The organism is Paenibacillus vortex V453 (assembly GCF_000193415.1).
Classification (GTDB): Bacteria; Bacillota; Bacilli; order Paenibacillales; family Paenibacillaceae; genus Paenibacillus_AQ; species Paenibacillus_AQ glucanolyticus.
Map to the genome: position 1 here is coordinate 351,294 of NZ_ADHJ01000014.1, position 15,644 is coordinate 366,937.

17 protein-coding genes are annotated in these 15,644 nt (G+C 50.8%); 8 read left to right on the plus strand and 9 right to left on the minus strand.

All coding sequences use genetic code 11. The features are described from left to right. Positions 1-28: 28 nt before the first annotated feature. Together PVOR_RS08470 and PVOR_RS08475 are read left to right on the plus strand one after the other, a co-directional pair. Positions 29-910 carry a carbohydrate ABC transporter permease gene (locus tag PVOR_RS08470; protein WP_006208737.1) on the plus strand — a complete coding sequence of 294 codons (882 nt, stop codon included), beginning with the start codon at positions 29-31 and terminating at the stop codon, positions 908-910. A gap of 13 nt (positions 911-923) precedes the next feature. Further along, positions 924-1,808, plus strand: a complete 885-nt coding sequence (locus PVOR_RS08475; RefSeq protein WP_006208738.1) for a carbohydrate ABC transporter permease — start codon at positions 924-926, stop codon at positions 1,806-1,808. A 113-nt stretch (positions 1,809-1,921) separates the two neighbouring features. On the opposite strand, the gene PVOR_RS08480 is transcribed toward PVOR_RS08475, so the two are convergent. The 3 genes from PVOR_RS08480 to PVOR_RS08490 are packed head-to-tail and all read right to left on the minus strand — an operon-like array spanning position 1,922 to position 4,252. Then, positions 1,922-3,307, minus strand: coding sequence for a nucleoside recognition domain-containing protein (locus PVOR_RS08480; protein WP_006208739.1), 1,386 nt, complete (start codon positions 3,305-3,307; stop codon positions 1,922-1,924). Continuing rightward, positions 3,258-4,004, minus strand: a complete 747-nt coding sequence (locus PVOR_RS08485) for a FeoB small GTPase domain-containing protein (RefSeq protein WP_006208740.1) — start codon at positions 4,002-4,004, stop codon at positions 3,258-3,260. Before PVOR_RS08485 ends, PVOR_RS08480 begins: the two co-directional genes overlap by 50 nt. Beyond that, a complete protein-coding gene (locus PVOR_RS08490; RefSeq protein WP_006208741.1) occupies positions 4,001-4,252 on the minus strand; it encodes a FeoA family protein in 252 nt (83 codons plus the stop codon). Before PVOR_RS08490 ends, PVOR_RS08485 begins: the two co-directional genes overlap by 4 nt. 490 nt (positions 4,253-4,742) lie before the next feature. Between PVOR_RS08490 and PVOR_RS08495 the strand changes: the two genes are divergently transcribed. Both PVOR_RS08495 and PVOR_RS08500 read left to right on the plus strand, forming a co-directional pair. After that, complete coding sequence (locus PVOR_RS08495; protein WP_006208742.1) at positions 4,743-5,048, plus strand: ArsR/SmtB family transcription factor; 306 nt, start codon at positions 4,743-4,745, stop codon at positions 5,046-5,048. A 370-nt stretch (positions 5,049-5,418) separates the two neighbouring features. After that, positions 5,419-7,149, plus strand: coding sequence for a proline--tRNA ligase (locus PVOR_RS08500; protein ID WP_006208743.1), 1,731 nt, complete (start codon positions 5,419-5,421; stop codon positions 7,147-7,149). A 166-nt stretch (positions 7,150-7,315) separates the two neighbouring features. Here the strand turns inward: PVOR_RS08500 and PVOR_RS08505 are convergent, their stop codons facing one another. The 6 genes from PVOR_RS08505 to PVOR_RS29135 form a co-directional block, all read right to left on the minus strand. Beyond that, positions 7,316-8,209, minus strand: a complete 894-nt coding sequence (locus PVOR_RS08505) for a carbohydrate ABC transporter permease (protein WP_006208744.1) — start codon at positions 8,207-8,209, stop codon at positions 7,316-7,318. Between the two features lie 15 nt (positions 8,210-8,224). Then, the gene (locus PVOR_RS08510) at positions 8,225-9,109 is read right to left on the minus strand and encodes a carbohydrate ABC transporter permease (RefSeq protein WP_006208745.1); all 885 of its coding nucleotides are present in this window, start codon (positions 9,107-9,109) and stop codon (positions 8,225-8,227) included. Between the two features lie 529 nt (positions 9,110-9,638). After that, the gene (locus tag PVOR_RS08515; protein WP_006208746.1) at positions 9,639-10,040 is read right to left on the minus strand and encodes a ClpX C4-type zinc finger protein; all 402 of its coding nucleotides are present in this window, start codon (positions 10,038-10,040) and stop codon (positions 9,639-9,641) included. A gap of 182 nt (positions 10,041-10,222) precedes the next feature. Continuing rightward, complete coding sequence (locus PVOR_RS30585; RefSeq protein ID WP_006208747.1) at positions 10,223-10,381, minus strand: hypothetical protein; 159 nt, start codon at positions 10,379-10,381, stop codon at positions 10,223-10,225. Between the two features lie 43 nt (positions 10,382-10,424). Beyond that, positions 10,425-11,300, minus strand: a complete 876-nt coding sequence (locus tag PVOR_RS29130; RefSeq protein WP_006208748.1) for an ABC transporter substrate-binding protein — start codon at positions 11,298-11,300, stop codon at positions 10,425-10,427. Between the two features lie 11 nt (positions 11,301-11,311). Next, the gene (locus PVOR_RS29135) at positions 11,312-11,581 is read right to left on the minus strand and encodes a hypothetical protein (RefSeq protein WP_006208749.1); all 270 of its coding nucleotides are present in this window, start codon (positions 11,579-11,581) and stop codon (positions 11,312-11,314) included. 207 nt (positions 11,582-11,788) lie between these two features. Here PVOR_RS29135 and PVOR_RS08525 point away from each other — a divergent pair, with 207 nt between their 5' ends. The 4 genes from PVOR_RS08525 to PVOR_RS31550 all read left to right on the plus strand — a co-directional run bounded on the left by PVOR_RS08525 (position 11,789) and on the right by PVOR_RS31550 (position 15,643). Beyond that, positions 11,789-12,148 (plus strand): hypothetical protein, encoded by a 360-nt coding sequence (locus PVOR_RS08525; RefSeq protein ID WP_006208750.1) that lies wholly within the window; start codon positions 11,789-11,791, stop codon positions 12,146-12,148. A gap of 76 nt (positions 12,149-12,224) precedes the next feature. After that, positions 12,225-13,622: a cache domain-containing sensor histidine kinase gene (locus PVOR_RS29140; RefSeq protein WP_006208751.1), complete on the plus strand. Its 1,398-nt coding sequence runs from the start codon at positions 12,225-12,227 to the stop codon at positions 13,620-13,622. Next, on the plus strand, positions 13,555-15,297 hold the full coding sequence (locus PVOR_RS08535; RefSeq protein WP_160163981.1) for a response regulator transcription factor: 1,743 nt from the start codon (positions 13,555-13,557) through the stop codon (positions 15,295-15,297). Before PVOR_RS29140 ends, PVOR_RS08535 begins: the two co-directional genes overlap by 68 nt. A gap of 19 nt (positions 15,298-15,316) precedes the next feature. After that, entirely contained in the window at positions 15,317-15,643 is a 327-nt protein-coding gene (locus PVOR_RS31550; RefSeq protein ID WP_006208753.1) for a hypothetical protein, read from the plus strand. Position 15,644: the final 1 nt, after the last annotated feature.

The window sequence follows — 15,644 nt, forward strand, 5'->3', positions numbered from 1 at the left end:
GACGATAAGAAGAAAGGAGTCGGACACTTTGGATAAAGTGATGTCCAACAAAAAAATCATCGCGCTGTATGTACTGCCTGCTCTGCTTGTCATTATGGCCGTTGTCTACATTCCCATCATCCTGACCGCTTATTACGGACTGAACGAATGGAACGGAATCGGCGCGATGACCTTTATCGGACTCGATAACTACCAGGCTCTGCTTACGGACGGGAAATTTTGGGACAGCGCATGGCACTCCTTGCTGTTAGCCGTATTCTCGGCTGCCAGCCTTATTATCTATCTGGCTGTAGCGATGGTGCTGGCCTCGAAGATCAAAGGCGCCAACCTGTTCCGTAAAATCTATCTGATCCCGATGCTGTTGTCATCGGTTGCAATTGCCCAGCTGTGGCTTCGCATCTATCATCCGACCAACGGGATTGTGAACAGCTTCCTGGAATCCATCGGGATATCGAATCCGCCGGCATGGCTTGCCGAGCCGTCACTCGTATTGTTTGCATTGTTTATTCCGATTCTGTGGCAGTATGCGGGTTTCTATATTCTGATCTATTATGCGGCATTAAAGAATATTCCGGCTTCGCTTGTGGAGGCAGCAAAAATCGATGGAGCAACCTCCATGCAGATCGCGTTCAGAATCAAACTTCCGCTCATCATGGAAGTGATCAAGGTTACGATCGTGCTTGCGGTGGTAGGTTCCCTGAAGTACTTTGATCTGATCTTTGTCATGACAGACGGGGGGCCTAACGGCTCGAGTGAAGTGATGGCGTCCTATATGTATCACACGGCTTTCCGCGCTTATGATTTCGGTTACGGCAGCGCCATCGGGTTCTTCCTGCTTGTCATCTGCCTGATCGTAACGTGGGTCATTCGTAAATTAACGGCATCAAAAGAAACGATCCAATATTCATAAGGAGGGATGCTTCATGATCTCCGGAGCCACAGGACAGCTCCAGGAAGGGCGTGCCCGATCCGGAAATGGAGCGGGACGCAAGCTTGGCTACATGCTGCTGTATGTCGTGCTGATCGGTGTAGCCGTATTTCAGCTGTTTCCGCTCGTATGGCTGCTGCTGTTCTCATTAAAAAACAACCAGGAAGTATTCGATCTGCCTCCTCTGTCCCTCCCGATGAATCCGCGTTGGGAGAATTACGAGAAGGTATGGAGCGCAGGAAATATAAGCGTATATTTCCTGAACAGCGTTTGGATTACCGTTGCAGCGACGGCGCTCACGGTCATCCTGGGAAGCCTCGTTACGTTTGCCATTACAAGAATGAAGTGGAAGGGCAGTTCCTTTGTCCTCGGATTGTTTATGGTTGCGATGATGATACCGGTGCATTCCACCTTGATCCCGCTGTTCAGCATTTTTAACAAAGTGGGATTGACGGACCATCCGATATCTTTGATATTGTCCTACGTGGCTTTCAACATGCCGATTACGATTATGATTCTGCTGGGGTTCTATTATACGCTGCCGAAGGAAGTGGAAGAGGCGGCGGTGATGGACGGCTGCTCGGTTCATCGGGTCTTTTTCCGGATTGTTCTTCCGATGACGGGCTCGGTTCTGGCAACGACAGCCATCATCAATATGATATACAACTGGAATGAATTCATATTTGTAAACACCTTCATTAGCTCGGACATGTTTAAGACGCTGACGGTGGGCGTTCAGAACTTTATCGGACAGTACACCACCGATTGGGGCGCCATTGGCGCAACCTTGATGATCAGTATCTTGCCAATCCTGCTGATGTTCCTCTTCCTCAGTGATCGAATCGTGGAAGGCATCGCCGCAGGTTCGGTTAAAGGTTAAAGTTGGGATAGGATAGGGTTTCATAACATGCAGATAGAGAAAATAACAACGAGCCGCTCCAAGAATTTTCTTGATGCGGCTCGTTGTTATTATTGTACATGCTATTGTTATACTTAAACCCAGCCCAGCGCCCGGACCACCTGCGCAACAATGAACGTGACACCGATCGCGATTGCGGTCGGGATGGCGAAGGACAGGAACGTCCACTTGGCGCTTTTGGTTTCCTTCCAGATGTTGACGAGCGTGGTTCCGCACGGATAGTGAAGCAGTGAGAACAGCATCATGTTAAGAGCGGTCAGCCAGGTCCAGCCTTGATCCAGAAAGATCTGCTTAAGGGCAAACATATCGGTAACCTCAGTGAGAGAACCTGTAGCCAAATACCCCATGAGCAGGATCGGCAGCACGATCTCATTCGCAGGAAGTCCGATAATAAAGGCCATAAGAATGAAGCCGTCGAGTCCGAGTGCTTGGGCAAACGGATCAAGAAAATGAACAAAATGAAGCAAAATGCTGGAATCGCCAATATGAATATTGGCGAGAATCCAGGTCAGCACACCTGCGGGTGCCGCTACGATAATGGCTCTGCGCAGGACATAGATGGTTTTATCCAGGGTAGACCGCAGAATGGTATTCAGAATTTTAGGTTTCCGGTATGGAGGCAGTTCCAGCGTGTAATGGGAAGGAACGCCTTTCAAAGCGGTTTTGGATAACCCCCATGATACCGAGAGTGTGACAACGACACCGATCAGCACCATGCCCATGACAACGGAAGCGGTCACGAGCGTCTGGGCTCCACCTGAAAAGCCTGCAGCCATGAACAGGGAGGCCAGCAGGATCAGCGTCGGCCAGCGTCCATTGCAGGGCACGAAGTTATTTGTCAGGATGGCGAGCATCCGCTCCCGCGGCGATTCAATGATCCGGGTGGACATGATGGCTGCAGCATTACAGCCGAATCCCATCGCCATGGTAAGGGACTGCTTGCCGTGTGCTCCCGTTTTTTTGAACAGACGGTCCAGGTTAAACGCAACCCGTGGCAAATAGCCATAATTCTCGAGCAGAGCGAAAGCCGGGAAGAAGATGGCCATCGGAGGCAGCATCACGCTGATGACCCAGGCGGTACCCCGGAACAATCCGAGGATCAGGATCCCATGGAGCCAATCCGGAGCATGAAGCGCTTGAAAGGCCAAGGTCAGGTATCCTTCAATCCAGCCGAAGAAACTCGCCAGCATGGAAGATGGCACGTTAGCCCCGGCTATCGTTAAGTAAAAAATAATGCCAAGCATGGCCAGCATAATCGGGAATCCCCACAGCTTGGAGGTGAAGATGCGGTCCAGCCGCTCGGAACGGTACAGAAGCTCCCGGTTGGTCACAGTCACGGCGTCACTGCACAGCTCGCGCGATTTTTTGAACAACTCGCCTACGATGTCTTCTCGTACATCCTCTACCTGCTCAGCAGGAATGGCCGCTGTTAGAGCTTCCAAGCGCTTGAGCTGCTCCATGTGTCATCCCTCCTTTATCCGAAACCGATAATCTGTGCTTGAGTGTTGCAATCAGCTTCTGATCTCCGTCAAGAAAGCGAATCGCAAGCCATCTGGAGGGATATTCATCCCCAAAGATGTCCCTTAATTCAGACTCGAGCCTGGAAATCTGAGACTCCAATTGTTCGTTGTATTTCATCCGGTAGGGTGTCGTCCGAGTCTGTCCTGTACACATGAGAAGCAGCTGCTCGGACAAGGTGTCCAGTCCGTCATTGTTTCGGGCCGATATCGGAATGACAGGAACGCCGAGCTGATCCGTGAGCTTGCGGGCGTCAATTTTGATGCCTTTTTTCTTCGCTTCATCCATCAGGTTAAGGCATACGATGACCCGATCGGTCATTTCCAGCACTTGAAGCGCTAAATTAAGACTTCTTTCCAGAGCGGTTGAATCCAGGACCAGCAGCGTAACGTCGGGTTTCTCGAAAATAATATAATCACGCGCCACTTCTTCGTCCGCAGAGTTGGAGAACAAGGAGTACGTTCCCGGCAGATCGATAAACCGGAAGCGGGTGTCCTTGTATTCATAATTGCCGCTCGCCAGGCTGACCGTTTTGCCGGACCAGTTGCCGGTGTGCTGCTTTAGGCCGGTCAGGGCATTAAACAGCGTGCTTTTTCCCGTGTTCGGGTTTCCCGCCAGCGCAACGGTATAAGTTCTCATGATGACATCACCTTACCCCAGATTAACTGACTTTCTTCTTTTCTTAATGCAATGACGGTACCTGCTACTCTATAAGAGGTGGGATCACCGAGCGGACTGGCTTTCAGAACCTCAATCACGGAACCCGGAACAAATCCGAGGTCCAGAAGCCGCCGTTTATGCTCTCCACGGATATCCACCTTTTCAATCAGGAAGCGCTCTCCGAGCGTTGCCTGCTGCAAATGCTGAAGATGTTTTGTCTCATCCATAAAGTTTAACCTCTCCCTAATAAATTGGGCCGAGCATATATTGTTTCCTCGAAGCAACTTTATGCCTATAGTATGACCGAATGCGTGTATTGTCAACTGGATTTATCCAATTTATTGAGAGGTGGCTTGGACATTACGTTTTAACAGCCGGGAGGTCCTCATGGGTCAGTCGCAGGCTGAGGTGCCAGGGAGACCCGATATTTGGTTATGAATTGAAACAAGCGGTCAAGTACGGTAAAGTGGTGTTGAAAAAGAGAGCCGTCGCTGCCGTCGCTGCAGGCTTTCGATTCGTGGATGTAACGGAGCTTAAGGTAAGGAAGATCATCTGGGCTACCGGCTGTGTGGCAAGTATGATTGGCTCTATAGCGAAGGGGCTTAATAACGCAGGATTGCCCTTGGCAAAAGACACCGGGGCTCCGAGCTTTAGGCAGGAGTGTCGCGGGATGCCCGCGAAATTGTTAAGGTATCACGGAGAAGAGGGGATAAATTTATGGAAAAAGAGCACCATGAGCTGCTGCATGAAGACCAGGCCATGGAAGCGTCACGTCTTCTGAAGGCCATATCGGATCCGACGCGAATCCGGATTCTCCACTTGCTGTCGCAAGAGGAGTGTCCTGTCGGCCATATCGCCGAGGTGCTTGGCATGAGCCAGTCGGCGGTATCCCATCAGCTCGGCTATTTGCGCAGCTTGAGACTGGTGAAGTACCGCAGGGATGGCAATACATACTATTACACGTATGAAGATGAGCATGTCATCGGCATACTGCAGCAAGTGCTGGACCATATAGCCCATTAAATAAAGGGGCCCGGCCTATTTGTGCTTGACATTGCGGTTTCCCGGCTGTAATGTATTGGAAAATGAATTTCCCGTGAATAACGATCATCAAGGACATGAGAATTGCAACCCTCGGCGTGACAGAGAAGAAGCCCTTGGCTGAAAGGCTTCCAACCGTCCGACTGCGTTCTTCCTACCTTGTAGTTGCGCCGTGAACAAGCGGTGCCGGCCCGGGCCCGTTACCGCCGCATTGAGTTTCTTGGAAGATTGGTTTATACGTCGGACAAGATCGAATCAGGGTGGTACCACGAGCACATTCGTCCCTAGGAGGCGGATGTGCTTTTTTGCGTTCGGCAGGTAATTTCATGGATGAAAAAGGAGTATGAGGAACATGCGGCAAAGCCAATTATTGATGACAACGATGAGGGATATGCCGTCCGAGGCGGAGGCGCTGAGCCATCAATGGATGCTCCGTGGCGGCTATATCCGTCAGACGGCGGCAGGGATCTACTCGTATCTGCCGCTCGGATGGCGGGTCCTGCGAAAGATCGAGGGGATTATTCGCCAGGAAATGGATGCGGCAGGAGCACAGGAGATGCTGATGCCGGCAGTACAACCTGCTGAGCTGTGGAAGGAATCCGGCAGGTACGACGTTTACGGTCCGGAGCTTATCAGGCTGCATGACCGTCATGACCGGGAGTTTGTGCTCGGACCGACCCACGAAGAAGTGATCACGTCGATTGTGCGTCAAGAAATTTCCTCTTATCGGAAGCTGCCGGTCAATCTGTACCAGATTCAGAGCAAGTACCGGGACGAGCGGCGTCCGCGTTTTGGCCTCCTGCGGGGGAGGGAGTTCCTGATGAAGGATGCGTATTCCTTCGACCGGGACTGGGAGGGCCTGGATGTGTCCTACCGGAGCATGTATGAAGCGTATGAACGAATCTTTGAGCGCTGCGGTCTGACGTTCCGGGCGGTGGAAGCGGATGCCGGTGCCATCGGCGGACAAGGAGAGACCCATGAGTTTATGGCGCTTGCAGATATTGGCGAGGATACCGTTGTATCCTGCAGAGACTGCCGTTATGCGGCGAATCTGGAACGTGCCGAATCCGTCGTTCCAGCGAGGCAGGGCAGCGTGGATTCGGTGAAGGTCGACGGAGATTCGGCCATCGAGCGGGTAGTCACACCGAATGTGAAGAGCATCCAGGAACTGACGGACTTTCTTCAAGTGGGCCCGGAGCAATTGATCAAGACACTGATCTATCAAGTGGACGGCCAGCTGTATGCCGTGCTGATCCGGGGTGACCGTGAAGCGAATGAAACCAAGGTGAAGTCCTACTTGAAGGCGGAGCTTGCAGAATTGGCGAGCGCCGAAGAAGTGGTGCAGGCGACGGGAGCTCCGGTAGGGTTTGCGGGACCGGTAGGCCTGTCACTGAAAGTACTCGTCGATTACGAAGTCGCCTCTATGACAGCTGGCATAACAGGAGCCAATCAGGTTGATGTTCATTTGAAGGGGGTTCGCCCCGGGCAAGATTTCTCACTGGAATACATCGGCGACTTCCGGAATGTGAAGGAAGGAGAGCCTTGTCCGCGCTGTGGCGCTCCGCTTCAGTTTCATCGCGGGATCGAACTGGGTCATGTCTTTAAGCTGGGGACGAAATACAGCGAAGTTATGAATGGCATGTACCTCGATTCCGATGGACGGGAGAAACCGCTTATTATGGGCTGCTATGGTATCGGCGTTTCCCGCGTCATGGCTGCTATCGCCGAGCAGCGGATTTCGGGGGAGCGTTTGGTCTGGCCGATGTCCGTAGCCCCGTTCCAGGTTCACGTTATTCCTGTTGCGGTTAAGGATGAGGCCCAGATGAATCTGGCTGAGCATATATACAAGGAGCTGATCAAGGCGGGTCTGGAGCCGCTGTTGGATGACCGTGATGAGCGTGCCGGGGTGAAGTTCAAGGATGCCGAGTCTCGACACGGCGCTCCGCAGCGCCTGATCATTGGACGCGGCGCGGCTTCCGGCGAGGTCGAATGGGATAGGGTCGAAGACGGAGTTAAGGTCAATCTCCCGGCCGCGGCAGCCATCCAGCGTGCGTGCGAGGCAGCTGCCCGGGTACGGGATTGAGGAATGAATTCCGCAATGAGACCCACTTATATATGAAACAGAACGCCCCTGAAACAGAAGGAGCAAACCTCAGGTTTGTCTCTCTCATGATTTCAGGGGGGGGTCTAATGTGAGAGGACTTGCAGCCTTCCGAGGGTTCTAGGTTGCTGCTTCATCCAGACAGGACCTATCCCTTCACTGCTCCCGCCGTAATGCCCTTGGTCATCTGCTCGGTGAAGAGGAGATAGATCAGAATGGTTGGCAGAGCGATGATGGTCATAACGGCAAATTGCGCACCGTAATTGGAGGAGTACTCTCCTGCAAACTTCATGATGGAGAAGGGGATCGTTTTGATGTCCTCGCTGGTGAGGAAGGTGTTGGCCATAATGAACTCATTCCACGTACTGATAAAATTCAGCACGCAGATCGTGGCGATTGCCGGTTTCGTGATCGGGAAGATGATCTTAAAGATAACGCCGAATATACCGGCGCCATCCATCACAGCCGATTCCTCAATGGCCCGGGGAATGGTCTCCAGAAACCCGGTCATGATGAACATGCTGATCGGAATGACAATTGCCGTGTAAGGAAGAATCAAGGTAAACAGATTGTTCAGCATATCCAGCTTGTGAAACAGGATGAAATTCGGCAGCAGCGTGGCGTGAATCGGAATGATCATACCAAGCATGACGAAACCGAGAAAGAAGCCGCTCAGCTTCCATTTCATCCGGGTAAAGGCATAACCCATCATGAGTGCCAGCACGGCCGAAGCCGCAACCGTGATAACGGTAACCAGCAGGCTGTTAAAGAAGAATAATGGCACACGGCCATAGGTGAACGCATTTTTATAGTTTGCCCATTGGGGCGGATCGGGCCATACCAGAAAGTTTTTTCCGAAGAAATCCCCGCTCTTCAGCAGCGAGTAATCGACCAGCCAGATTAATGGGAAGAGCTGGATCAAGGCAACAACGATCATAAATGCAAACAGTGCTAGTCTAGGCCAGGGGCTGCGCCGGACAATCCGGCTTGAAGCAGGTTTAGTCTGCGGTTTTTGAGCTGATGGCTGTATGGTTGAAAACAACGGTAACCCCTCCTTTTAAAATTCCCCGATATCTTTTTTCAAAGCTTTATTCAGCACAACCGTAAGAATCAGGCAGAACACGATGAACAGCACCGAAATGGCATTCCCGTATCCATAAAGGGATGAGGAGAAAGCGACTTTGTAAATATAGTTGCCCAAGAACTGCGTGCTGTTGGCTGGTCCGCCGTTCGTCATCAGAAATACGGTTTCCATCTGTTTAAGGCAGGTGGTGACCGCAATGATGATGGCTACCCGCATCATGGGAGCCAGCAGCGGAATCATAATCCGGCTGTACAGCTGTGTATGGGTTGCGCCATCGATTTTGGCGGCTTCCCCCAAATCCTTGGGAATACCTTGCAGGCCGGAGTAGTACAGCAGCAGCGCATATCCAAACCCTTGCCACATGACAACCACAATAATGCACCAGATGGCGGTGTTCGGATCGCCGAGCCAATCATGCTTCAATACGCCGAGCCCGATGCCCTCAAGGAATTTGTTGAGCAATCCGTAATTGGGATGGAAAATGCCACTCCACAGCTTGGCGGTGACGACAATCGAGATGACGGCCGGGATGAAAAAAATGGTCCGGAATATCTTCTCGTATTTACCGCAATGCGTAAGGAAGATGGCGAGCAGGATGGCAATCGGATGCTGAATCACAAGCGTGGCAGCCGTGAGCAGCAGTGCATTCCAGAGTGAATTCCAAAATACAGGATCCTCGAACAGGATCTCCTTATAATTACTCAGGCCCACATATTGGTACTGACCGATGCCGCTCCAATCAGTGGAGCCGTAATAAGCGCTCATGAAAATCGGGATGCAGATCATGAATACAAACAAGATCAAGCCCGGAGCGATGAGCAGAAAGATCGCTTTTTTGTCACTGAGTACTTTGTGCATGGTGTTCAACATCTCCGTTCTTCATAAACTTGGGGGGCCGAACGCTTTCCGCAGCCCCCAATATCCGATACTGCTATCGTATCCGAGCGCGGAGGGCAGTGAACATGCCGGAAATTTACGATGAGTGTATTCATTTTTCAGAGGTTGTTTTATCAGACCATTACAACGCGGATTAGCCTCCGATTCCTAGCATGACGGCGAGAGAGTCAAGATCCCCGGCGAAACAAATTAAGAACGGGAATTTGTAAAAACAGCGTACTTCATCTGAAGAATCGAGACCTTCATTCGCGGCCTATGCGACCAAGACGAAAGGGTGGTTATCATCTACCGGATGATAAACCTGTAAATAAGGGGATGTTCATGCGCTAAAAGGCAGAGCAAGAATCCCCCTTTTCATCGATCTGTTAGATCGCAAAAGGAGGATTCTATTTAAAGTATCTACATCGAATGTTGGCAAGGATGAATCGTGGCCCATTCAACCGACTGGACAAAAAGCTTGATCCTCCTAGTTACAAGGTGAATTTTAGAATCAGGGTTGTGGCGCTCCCATGACTTCTTTGCCAAATTCCAGGCATTCCCCACAGATGGACACTCCAGGTCCGAGAGCCAATGGTCCGACTTCATCCTTGCTCCGATTGCAGAATGAGCAAGACCCGGTATGAACAGGTGCTGATGGTTCCTGGGGTTTGTTATGTGCAGCTGCTTCGTAGAGATGACCGATCACGTCCCGATCAATATAATCAAACTCTCCTTTCAGCTTTAGAGCGACAGTGGTATAGGCGATAGCCATTCCTTCATAGAACCGTTGACGGTCAATGGATTCACTCTTGTCCATGTAGCTCTCGCATAACAGGCTCAGCTTCTCCAGCTCTAGGATGGTGTCTTCAATCTTGGCTCCCCGAAACATCTTCTTGCGGAACTCCTGATCCATGCTTATTTCACCCTCCTTTATTGATTATGTTTACAAATGTAAACAGATCTAAGTATATTTATTCCATACAAAGGTAAAAAAATCCTCCGTCTCATATAAAAATTTGTTCAAGACGAAAAAAAGAGCGCCCCACCCACCGGTCTGATAGACCTTGCTGGAACGCTCCTGTTTTTTCATTATTATTATTTGCCGTTTGCTTTAGCAGCTGCGGCATCCAGATCCTTGGCGAATTGCTCTGGCGTGATTTTGCCAGACAGCAGCTGCTGATGGATTTCCATCGATTTTTGCTTGAATTCATCGCTGGAAATGTCCTGAAGCGGCGTGCCGGCTGACGATGTCATATTGGTGAAAATATCGATCAGCTGCTTCTGCAGCTCGGTCTCTTCACCCGTTAAGTATGGATCGAACTTTTGCGCTGGCGTGCCTGCGCCCGATTGCCATACTTTTTTTGGTCCAGTTATCCGGTGTGAAGAAGTATTTCATGAATGCGATAGCAGCATCCGCATGCTTGGTGTTCTTGGAGATGGCGTAACCGCCGCCATACCATGCTGCAATGTCCGATTGCGCGCCCTTGTCGGATGCAGGGAAGGAGATGGCGCCGACATTTTGACGGAACTCCTCGGAGAAGTTCTCATCGGTAGCCAAGCTCGCTTCCCAGTTCCCCATGAAAAACATCGCCGCCTGTCCTTGTCCAAACAGATTTCTGGCCGTGCCGTAATCAGCTGTCAGCCAGCCATCTGCAAAGCCTTTGGCTTCAGCAAAAGCCAGCATATCTGTTGCCCCCTGAATAAGGCCGGGATCCGTAAAAGAAATTTCGCCGTTAAAGGCTTTATCCATGAGTGTAAAATCGCCGCTTGCACGCTGTGCATAGTAATCGAACATAATCGGCAGCGTCCAGCCTTCCATCCCGTTAATCGCTACAGGGTTAATGTCCTTGGCCCGCAGCTGTTTCACGACATCCAGCAGCTCCGACACCGTGGTGGGCACCTTCAAGCCGTTATCGTCAAAAATCTTCTTGTTGTAATAGAGAACGGCATAGTCCGTATTCCGGGGAATCCCGTACATTTTTCCATCTTTGCTGAAGCCGTCAACCGAACCGGCAACAAAATGACTCCCATCAAAGTCAGCCGGATTCAATTCGAGCAGCATGTCGTTGTCGAGCAGCGGGGAGAGGAAGGATGGTTGTCCCCATGCCTGAATAATGTCCGGCAGCTGGTTCGTGGAGGCATACACTTTGATTTTGGTCTTTGTACGGCTCATCCTGCAATGCCTCAACCTCGATTTTGTACATTCGGGTTTTCCTGCATGTAGGCGTCAATGATTTCCTGTTCTATTTTTCCCGGGCCGTTCGCGCGGTCAGCATAAGCTGTGAACATCTTCAATGTTACTGCTTCCTCGGTCTTCGTGCCTTGATCTGTACCGGCTTCATCCGGTTTCGGATTCGATCCCGGGTCGGTTGCAGTGGTTCCGCCGGAGCCGCCGCAGCCTGCCAGAAGGACAGCCATGATAACGGTCAGCAGCCATAATCTCATAGGTTTCATTTGGTTAACCCACCTTTATTGATATTTTTCAGCTTGCAAGATTCATCATACCGGGCAGAGGAAGTGTGCAACATGCCGAAAATTTCAGATGGATGTATGCATTTTTCAGGTGTTGGGATGGAGCGCAACTTTTTGCAGAAGGAATCCGCTATAATAACAGTAATTTCAATCCTTCACATATTCTTCTGAAAACAGGTGATTGCATTCATGAAGGACACCCCACGATACAAGCGGTGGTATGCCGGCATGCCGATCCGGTTTAAGCTGCTGTTCTGGTTCGTTCCGCTTCTGATGGCAACTATCGTTGCTATGGGATGGATCGCTTATGAAATATCGTCCAATGAAGTGATGGACAAGATGAAGCAGACCCAGAATCAGCTCACTCAAAAAACAGCCGATCAGATCGACAGTGTCGCAAAAGAAATGCTGTTTTTCTCCAACAACCTCTTTTTGGATGATGAGATACAGAGACTGCTGGAATCCGATTATCAACCTGCGGAACGGCAAAAAGCTTTCAAAACCATCTCCAATATGATGGTTGCCAGCGATTCCGATCCAATCGTATGATATTATACACGCTGAAACCCGGCTACGAACATTTCGGAACCGTTTCGCAACCAATCAGGCGGGAATTACGAGTGCGATGACATTGTCCCATTTTATGGAGGGTCCCTATTATGAAGCTGCGCTCAAGGCTAAGGGCAGTCCCGTCTATGGGTTGGTGAAGCCGTCGGACGATATTTTTGTCGGGGATCATTATCACAAAATCGTTCTGTCGCGCGTCATCGGCAACATCTATAACTTGAAACCGGCAGGGCTGATTATGATTGGCGTGGACGCAGCCCGTATCGGCCGATTGTATCTGGGCCAGCCCACGCTTGCAACCGAGATGTTTGTCATTAGCGAAGACGGGCTCATCATTACAGCTACGGATCAGCGCTGGATCGGAAAATATGACACAGAGCTACCCTATAACGGGACGAAAGCGGCTCAAACAAGGTTCTCAACGGAAGAGAGACTGGGGCTGTGGAAGGAATCGCCGGATTGGATGATTACACAGACGATTTCTCCGAGTACGGGCTGGCATGTCGTTGTGGTCAATACAAGGGAGAAGCTGGTGAGTGAGCTGGGACGGATCGGACAGCTGACGGTCGCCGTGGCGGTTCTTTGTTTCTTGATTAGTCTTGTCATCACGTGGTTGTTGTCCAATATGATTACGAAGCCGCTGATGAAGCTTTCGCGCTCCATGCGCAAGCTCCAGACGGGGGATTTTACGCAGCGGGTGCATTTTACCGGACAGGATGAGATCGGGGAGCTCGGGACCGGATACAATGCGATGGTTCAGCGGATCAAGGTATTAATCGATGATGTGTATGCTACGCAGTTGAAGCAGAAGGAAGCGGAACTGAAAACGCTGCAAGCGCAAATATCCCCCCATTTTCTATACAACACACTGAATACGATCAGCTGGACGGCCGAGAGAAAGGGCGAGAAGGATATAGCGGACATGGTGTACTCCTTATCCCAGGTATTCCGGCTCAGTCTGAACGACGGCAAGGATTTCTTCACAATTGAACAGGAAATGGAGCTGGTGCGGAATTATTTATTTTTACAGAAGCGCCGCTTTATGGACCGGTTTGATTTTTCGATTGAGATTGCCGAGGAGGTTTCCTCCTTTATGATACCCAAGCTTATTCTGCAGCCTCTGGCCGAAAATGCGATCATACACGGGATTGAGCCGCTGAACGGGAACGGTTTTATTACCCTGAAGGCGTACGGGTTTGACAATTCGGTGGTGCTGGAGGTGCTGGATAACGGGATCGGGATGACAGAGTCGCAGCTGCATAAGCTGCTTTCCGGCTTGCAGCGGGTGGAGAACCGCAGTTTGGAGGCTAAGGAAGATGAGCTGCGAACCGGGTTCGCGCTTTTGAATATTCAGGATCGGCTGAGATTGTTCCAATCCGGTGCCTACCTTGAACTGGATAGCAGGGAAGGCAAAGGAACCTGTGCCGTCATCCATCTGGAGAGGAAAGGGGATTGATCTGTTTATGAAACTGCTCATAGCGGAAGATGAGATATCGGTAAGAGAGGGAATGGTGCGGTTAATTGATTGGGAATCCCACGGGATTGTCATTTGCGGGGAAGCGGGAAACGGCAGCGAGGCGTTGTCAATCATGGAAAGCTGCAGCCCGGACATTTTGCTGACGGATATTCGGATGCCCCATATGGATGGACTGGAACTGATCGAGCAGGCGCAGTCTCGCGGGTTTAAGTTCAGGCCGATCATTCTTAGCGGATATAATGAATTCAGTTATGCCAAACAAGCCATTCGACTTGGCGCTTCCGATTTTATACTGAAGCCTTGCCGCCCGGAAGAGATTCTTAGGACAGTGCTGGAGGCTAAGAAGGCGGCAGAGTTCCAGGAAGCGCGCGAATCCAGGCTTAAGGAAAGGGACCAATCCTGGAACCGCAACATTCCATTAATGAAGAGTCAGGTCCTGTCCCAATGGACACGGTATCCCGCTGTTCCGCTGGAGGACAGGGGCCGACTCATGCTGGAGCTGCAGATGGATATCCAGAATGCAGGTGTTCAGGTAGGACTAATTCGCGTGGATACGTCTCAAATTCCATTGGATGAACGGGATGTCGTTCTTCTTCGCTACGCGGCAGTTAACATTGTGAAGGAAACACTGGACAATGTATATGGCGGGCGGATCGAAGTGTTCCAGGAAGGCAACGATCTGTTGTGGGTCGCCAGCATGGCGGAGAGGGGCAGAAGAGGCTCGGCCAACACATCGTTGATCACGGCTCCGTCCCAAGAAAGATTAGAGCCCCAAATCCGGGTGCTGCAGGGAAATTTGGAGAAATATTTAAAGATGACCGTCAGTATTGCATTAGGTTCATGGAAGGCATCGATCAATCAGGCCCACGATTCCTATCAGGAGTCGGTTCAGGCGATGGAGTCCCGTTTCTATCAAGGCAGAGGCGGCGTGTTCTTCTATTCCGAGAAGCTGCGGGGCGAAGATAGCGGATATGATAATAGTACGGAGTCCACATCCATTCTGGATAATGAGAGATTTGACTTATGTGAAATGGAGATGCTGGATTACTTGCGGCATGGAAGTTTCGAGCAGGCACTTGATCAACTGGACGCATGGCTGGAGATGTTTAAGACACAATCCCATTACAGCAAGCAGGAGGTGAACCTGCGGGCGACAACGTTTATGATCAGTCTGCAAAGAATCGCCAAGGAGCACCGGATCGGGGCGTTTGAGTGGAAGAACCAACTGGTGAATTCGATGGAACAGCTGCCGCAAGTAGAGACATTGGAAGAGCTGGCTACCATCGTGAAAAAAATCATGCAGCATCTTGTGGAAGCCTGCTCCTCCAACCGTACCCTGCACCGTACGGTACAGTCCGTACTGGAGCTGATCAAGGAGAAATACAATACCAACCTTACACTGGAGGCGGTCGCCCGCGAGGCTTATATCTCCAATACTTATTTAAGCTCCCTGTTCAAGCAGGAGCTCGGCGTCAATTTTCTGGATTACCTGCATCAATACCGGATTGAGAAAGCTAAGGAGCTGCTCCAGCGAAATTTGAAAATCTACGCCGTCGCTCGCCTGGTCGGCTATCAGGAGGAGCGGCACTTCAGCTCCACCTTTAAGAAGTGGACCGGCGTTACCCCTTCCCAGTATAAGTCGAGCGTTCATTGAGTTGGAGTGGAGTGGAAGGATGAGCCTGGGGAAAAAGGGTGTGTGGAAGGAAGTCGGCGGCGGTGCAAGTCCCTGTGAGGGACTTGGAGGGGCGCGAAAGAAAAGGCATCTCCAAGATGGTATGGGCCATACGGGGGTGCCTTCTTCTTTGAACACCGCTCCCAACGAGCTCAGCCTTTTGTATACATATCCCGATTACAAGCTTATGATGAAAGGGTCAGGTTTTGAAGCCACAATGCAGATGGAGGTTGCATCTACGATGAATCAGGAAGAGAAGGGACAAATCCCCGGGATTAATCATATAGAAGAGCATCAGCTCAGTCAGGTGAAGAATTACGCTGTCTAAT

What these genes read in the sequence shown, in the direction of transcription:
- PVOR_RS08475 (WP_006208738.1), top strand. Translation starts at nt 924, where the DNA reads ATGATCTCCGGAGCCACAGGACAGCTCCAGGAAGGGCGTGCCCGATCC.
- PVOR_RS08480 (WP_006208739.1), bottom strand. Translation starts at nt 3,307, where the DNA reads ATGGAGCAGCTCAAGCGCTTGGAAGCTCTAACAGCGGCCATTCCTGCT.
- PVOR_RS08485 (WP_006208740.1), bottom strand. Translation starts at nt 4,004, where the DNA reads ATGAGAACTTATACCGTTGCGCTGGCGGGAAACCCGAACACGGGAAAA.
- PVOR_RS08490 (WP_006208741.1), bottom strand. Translation starts at nt 4,252, where the DNA reads ATGGATGAGACAAAACATCTTCAGCATTTGCAGCAGGCAACGCTCGGA.
- PVOR_RS08495 (WP_006208742.1), top strand. Translation starts at nt 4,743, where the DNA reads ATGGAAAAAGAGCACCATGAGCTGCTGCATGAAGACCAGGCCATGGAA.
- PVOR_RS08500 (WP_006208743.1), top strand. Translation starts at nt 5,419, where the DNA reads ATGCGGCAAAGCCAATTATTGATGACAACGATGAGGGATATGCCGTCC.
- PVOR_RS08510 (WP_006208745.1), bottom strand. Translation starts at nt 9,109, where the DNA reads ATGCACAAAGTACTCAGTGACAAAAAAGCGATCTTTCTGCTCATCGCT.
- PVOR_RS08515 (WP_006208746.1), bottom strand. Translation starts at nt 10,040, where the DNA reads ATGGATCAGGAGTTCCGCAAGAAGATGTTTCGGGGAGCCAAGATTGAA.
- PVOR_RS30585 (WP_006208747.1), bottom strand. Translation starts at nt 10,381, where the DNA reads ATGACATCGTCAGCCGGCACGCCGCTTCAGGACATTTCCAGCGATGAA.
- PVOR_RS29130 (WP_006208748.1), bottom strand. Translation starts at nt 11,300, where the DNA reads ATGAGCCGTACAAAGACCAAAATCAAAGTGTATGCCTCCACGAACCAG.
- PVOR_RS29135 (WP_006208749.1), bottom strand. Translation starts at nt 11,581, where the DNA reads ATGAAACCTATGAGATTATGGCTGCTGACCGTTATCATGGCTGTCCTT.
- PVOR_RS08525 (WP_006208750.1), top strand. Translation starts at nt 11,789, where the DNA reads ATGAAGGACACCCCACGATACAAGCGGTGGTATGCCGGCATGCCGATC.
- PVOR_RS29140 (WP_006208751.1), top strand. Translation starts at nt 12,225, where the DNA reads ATGACATTGTCCCATTTTATGGAGGGTCCCTATTATGAAGCTGCGCTC.
- PVOR_RS31550 (WP_006208753.1), top strand. Translation starts at nt 15,317, where the DNA reads ATGAGCCTGGGGAAAAAGGGTGTGTGGAAGGAAGTCGGCGGCGGTGCA.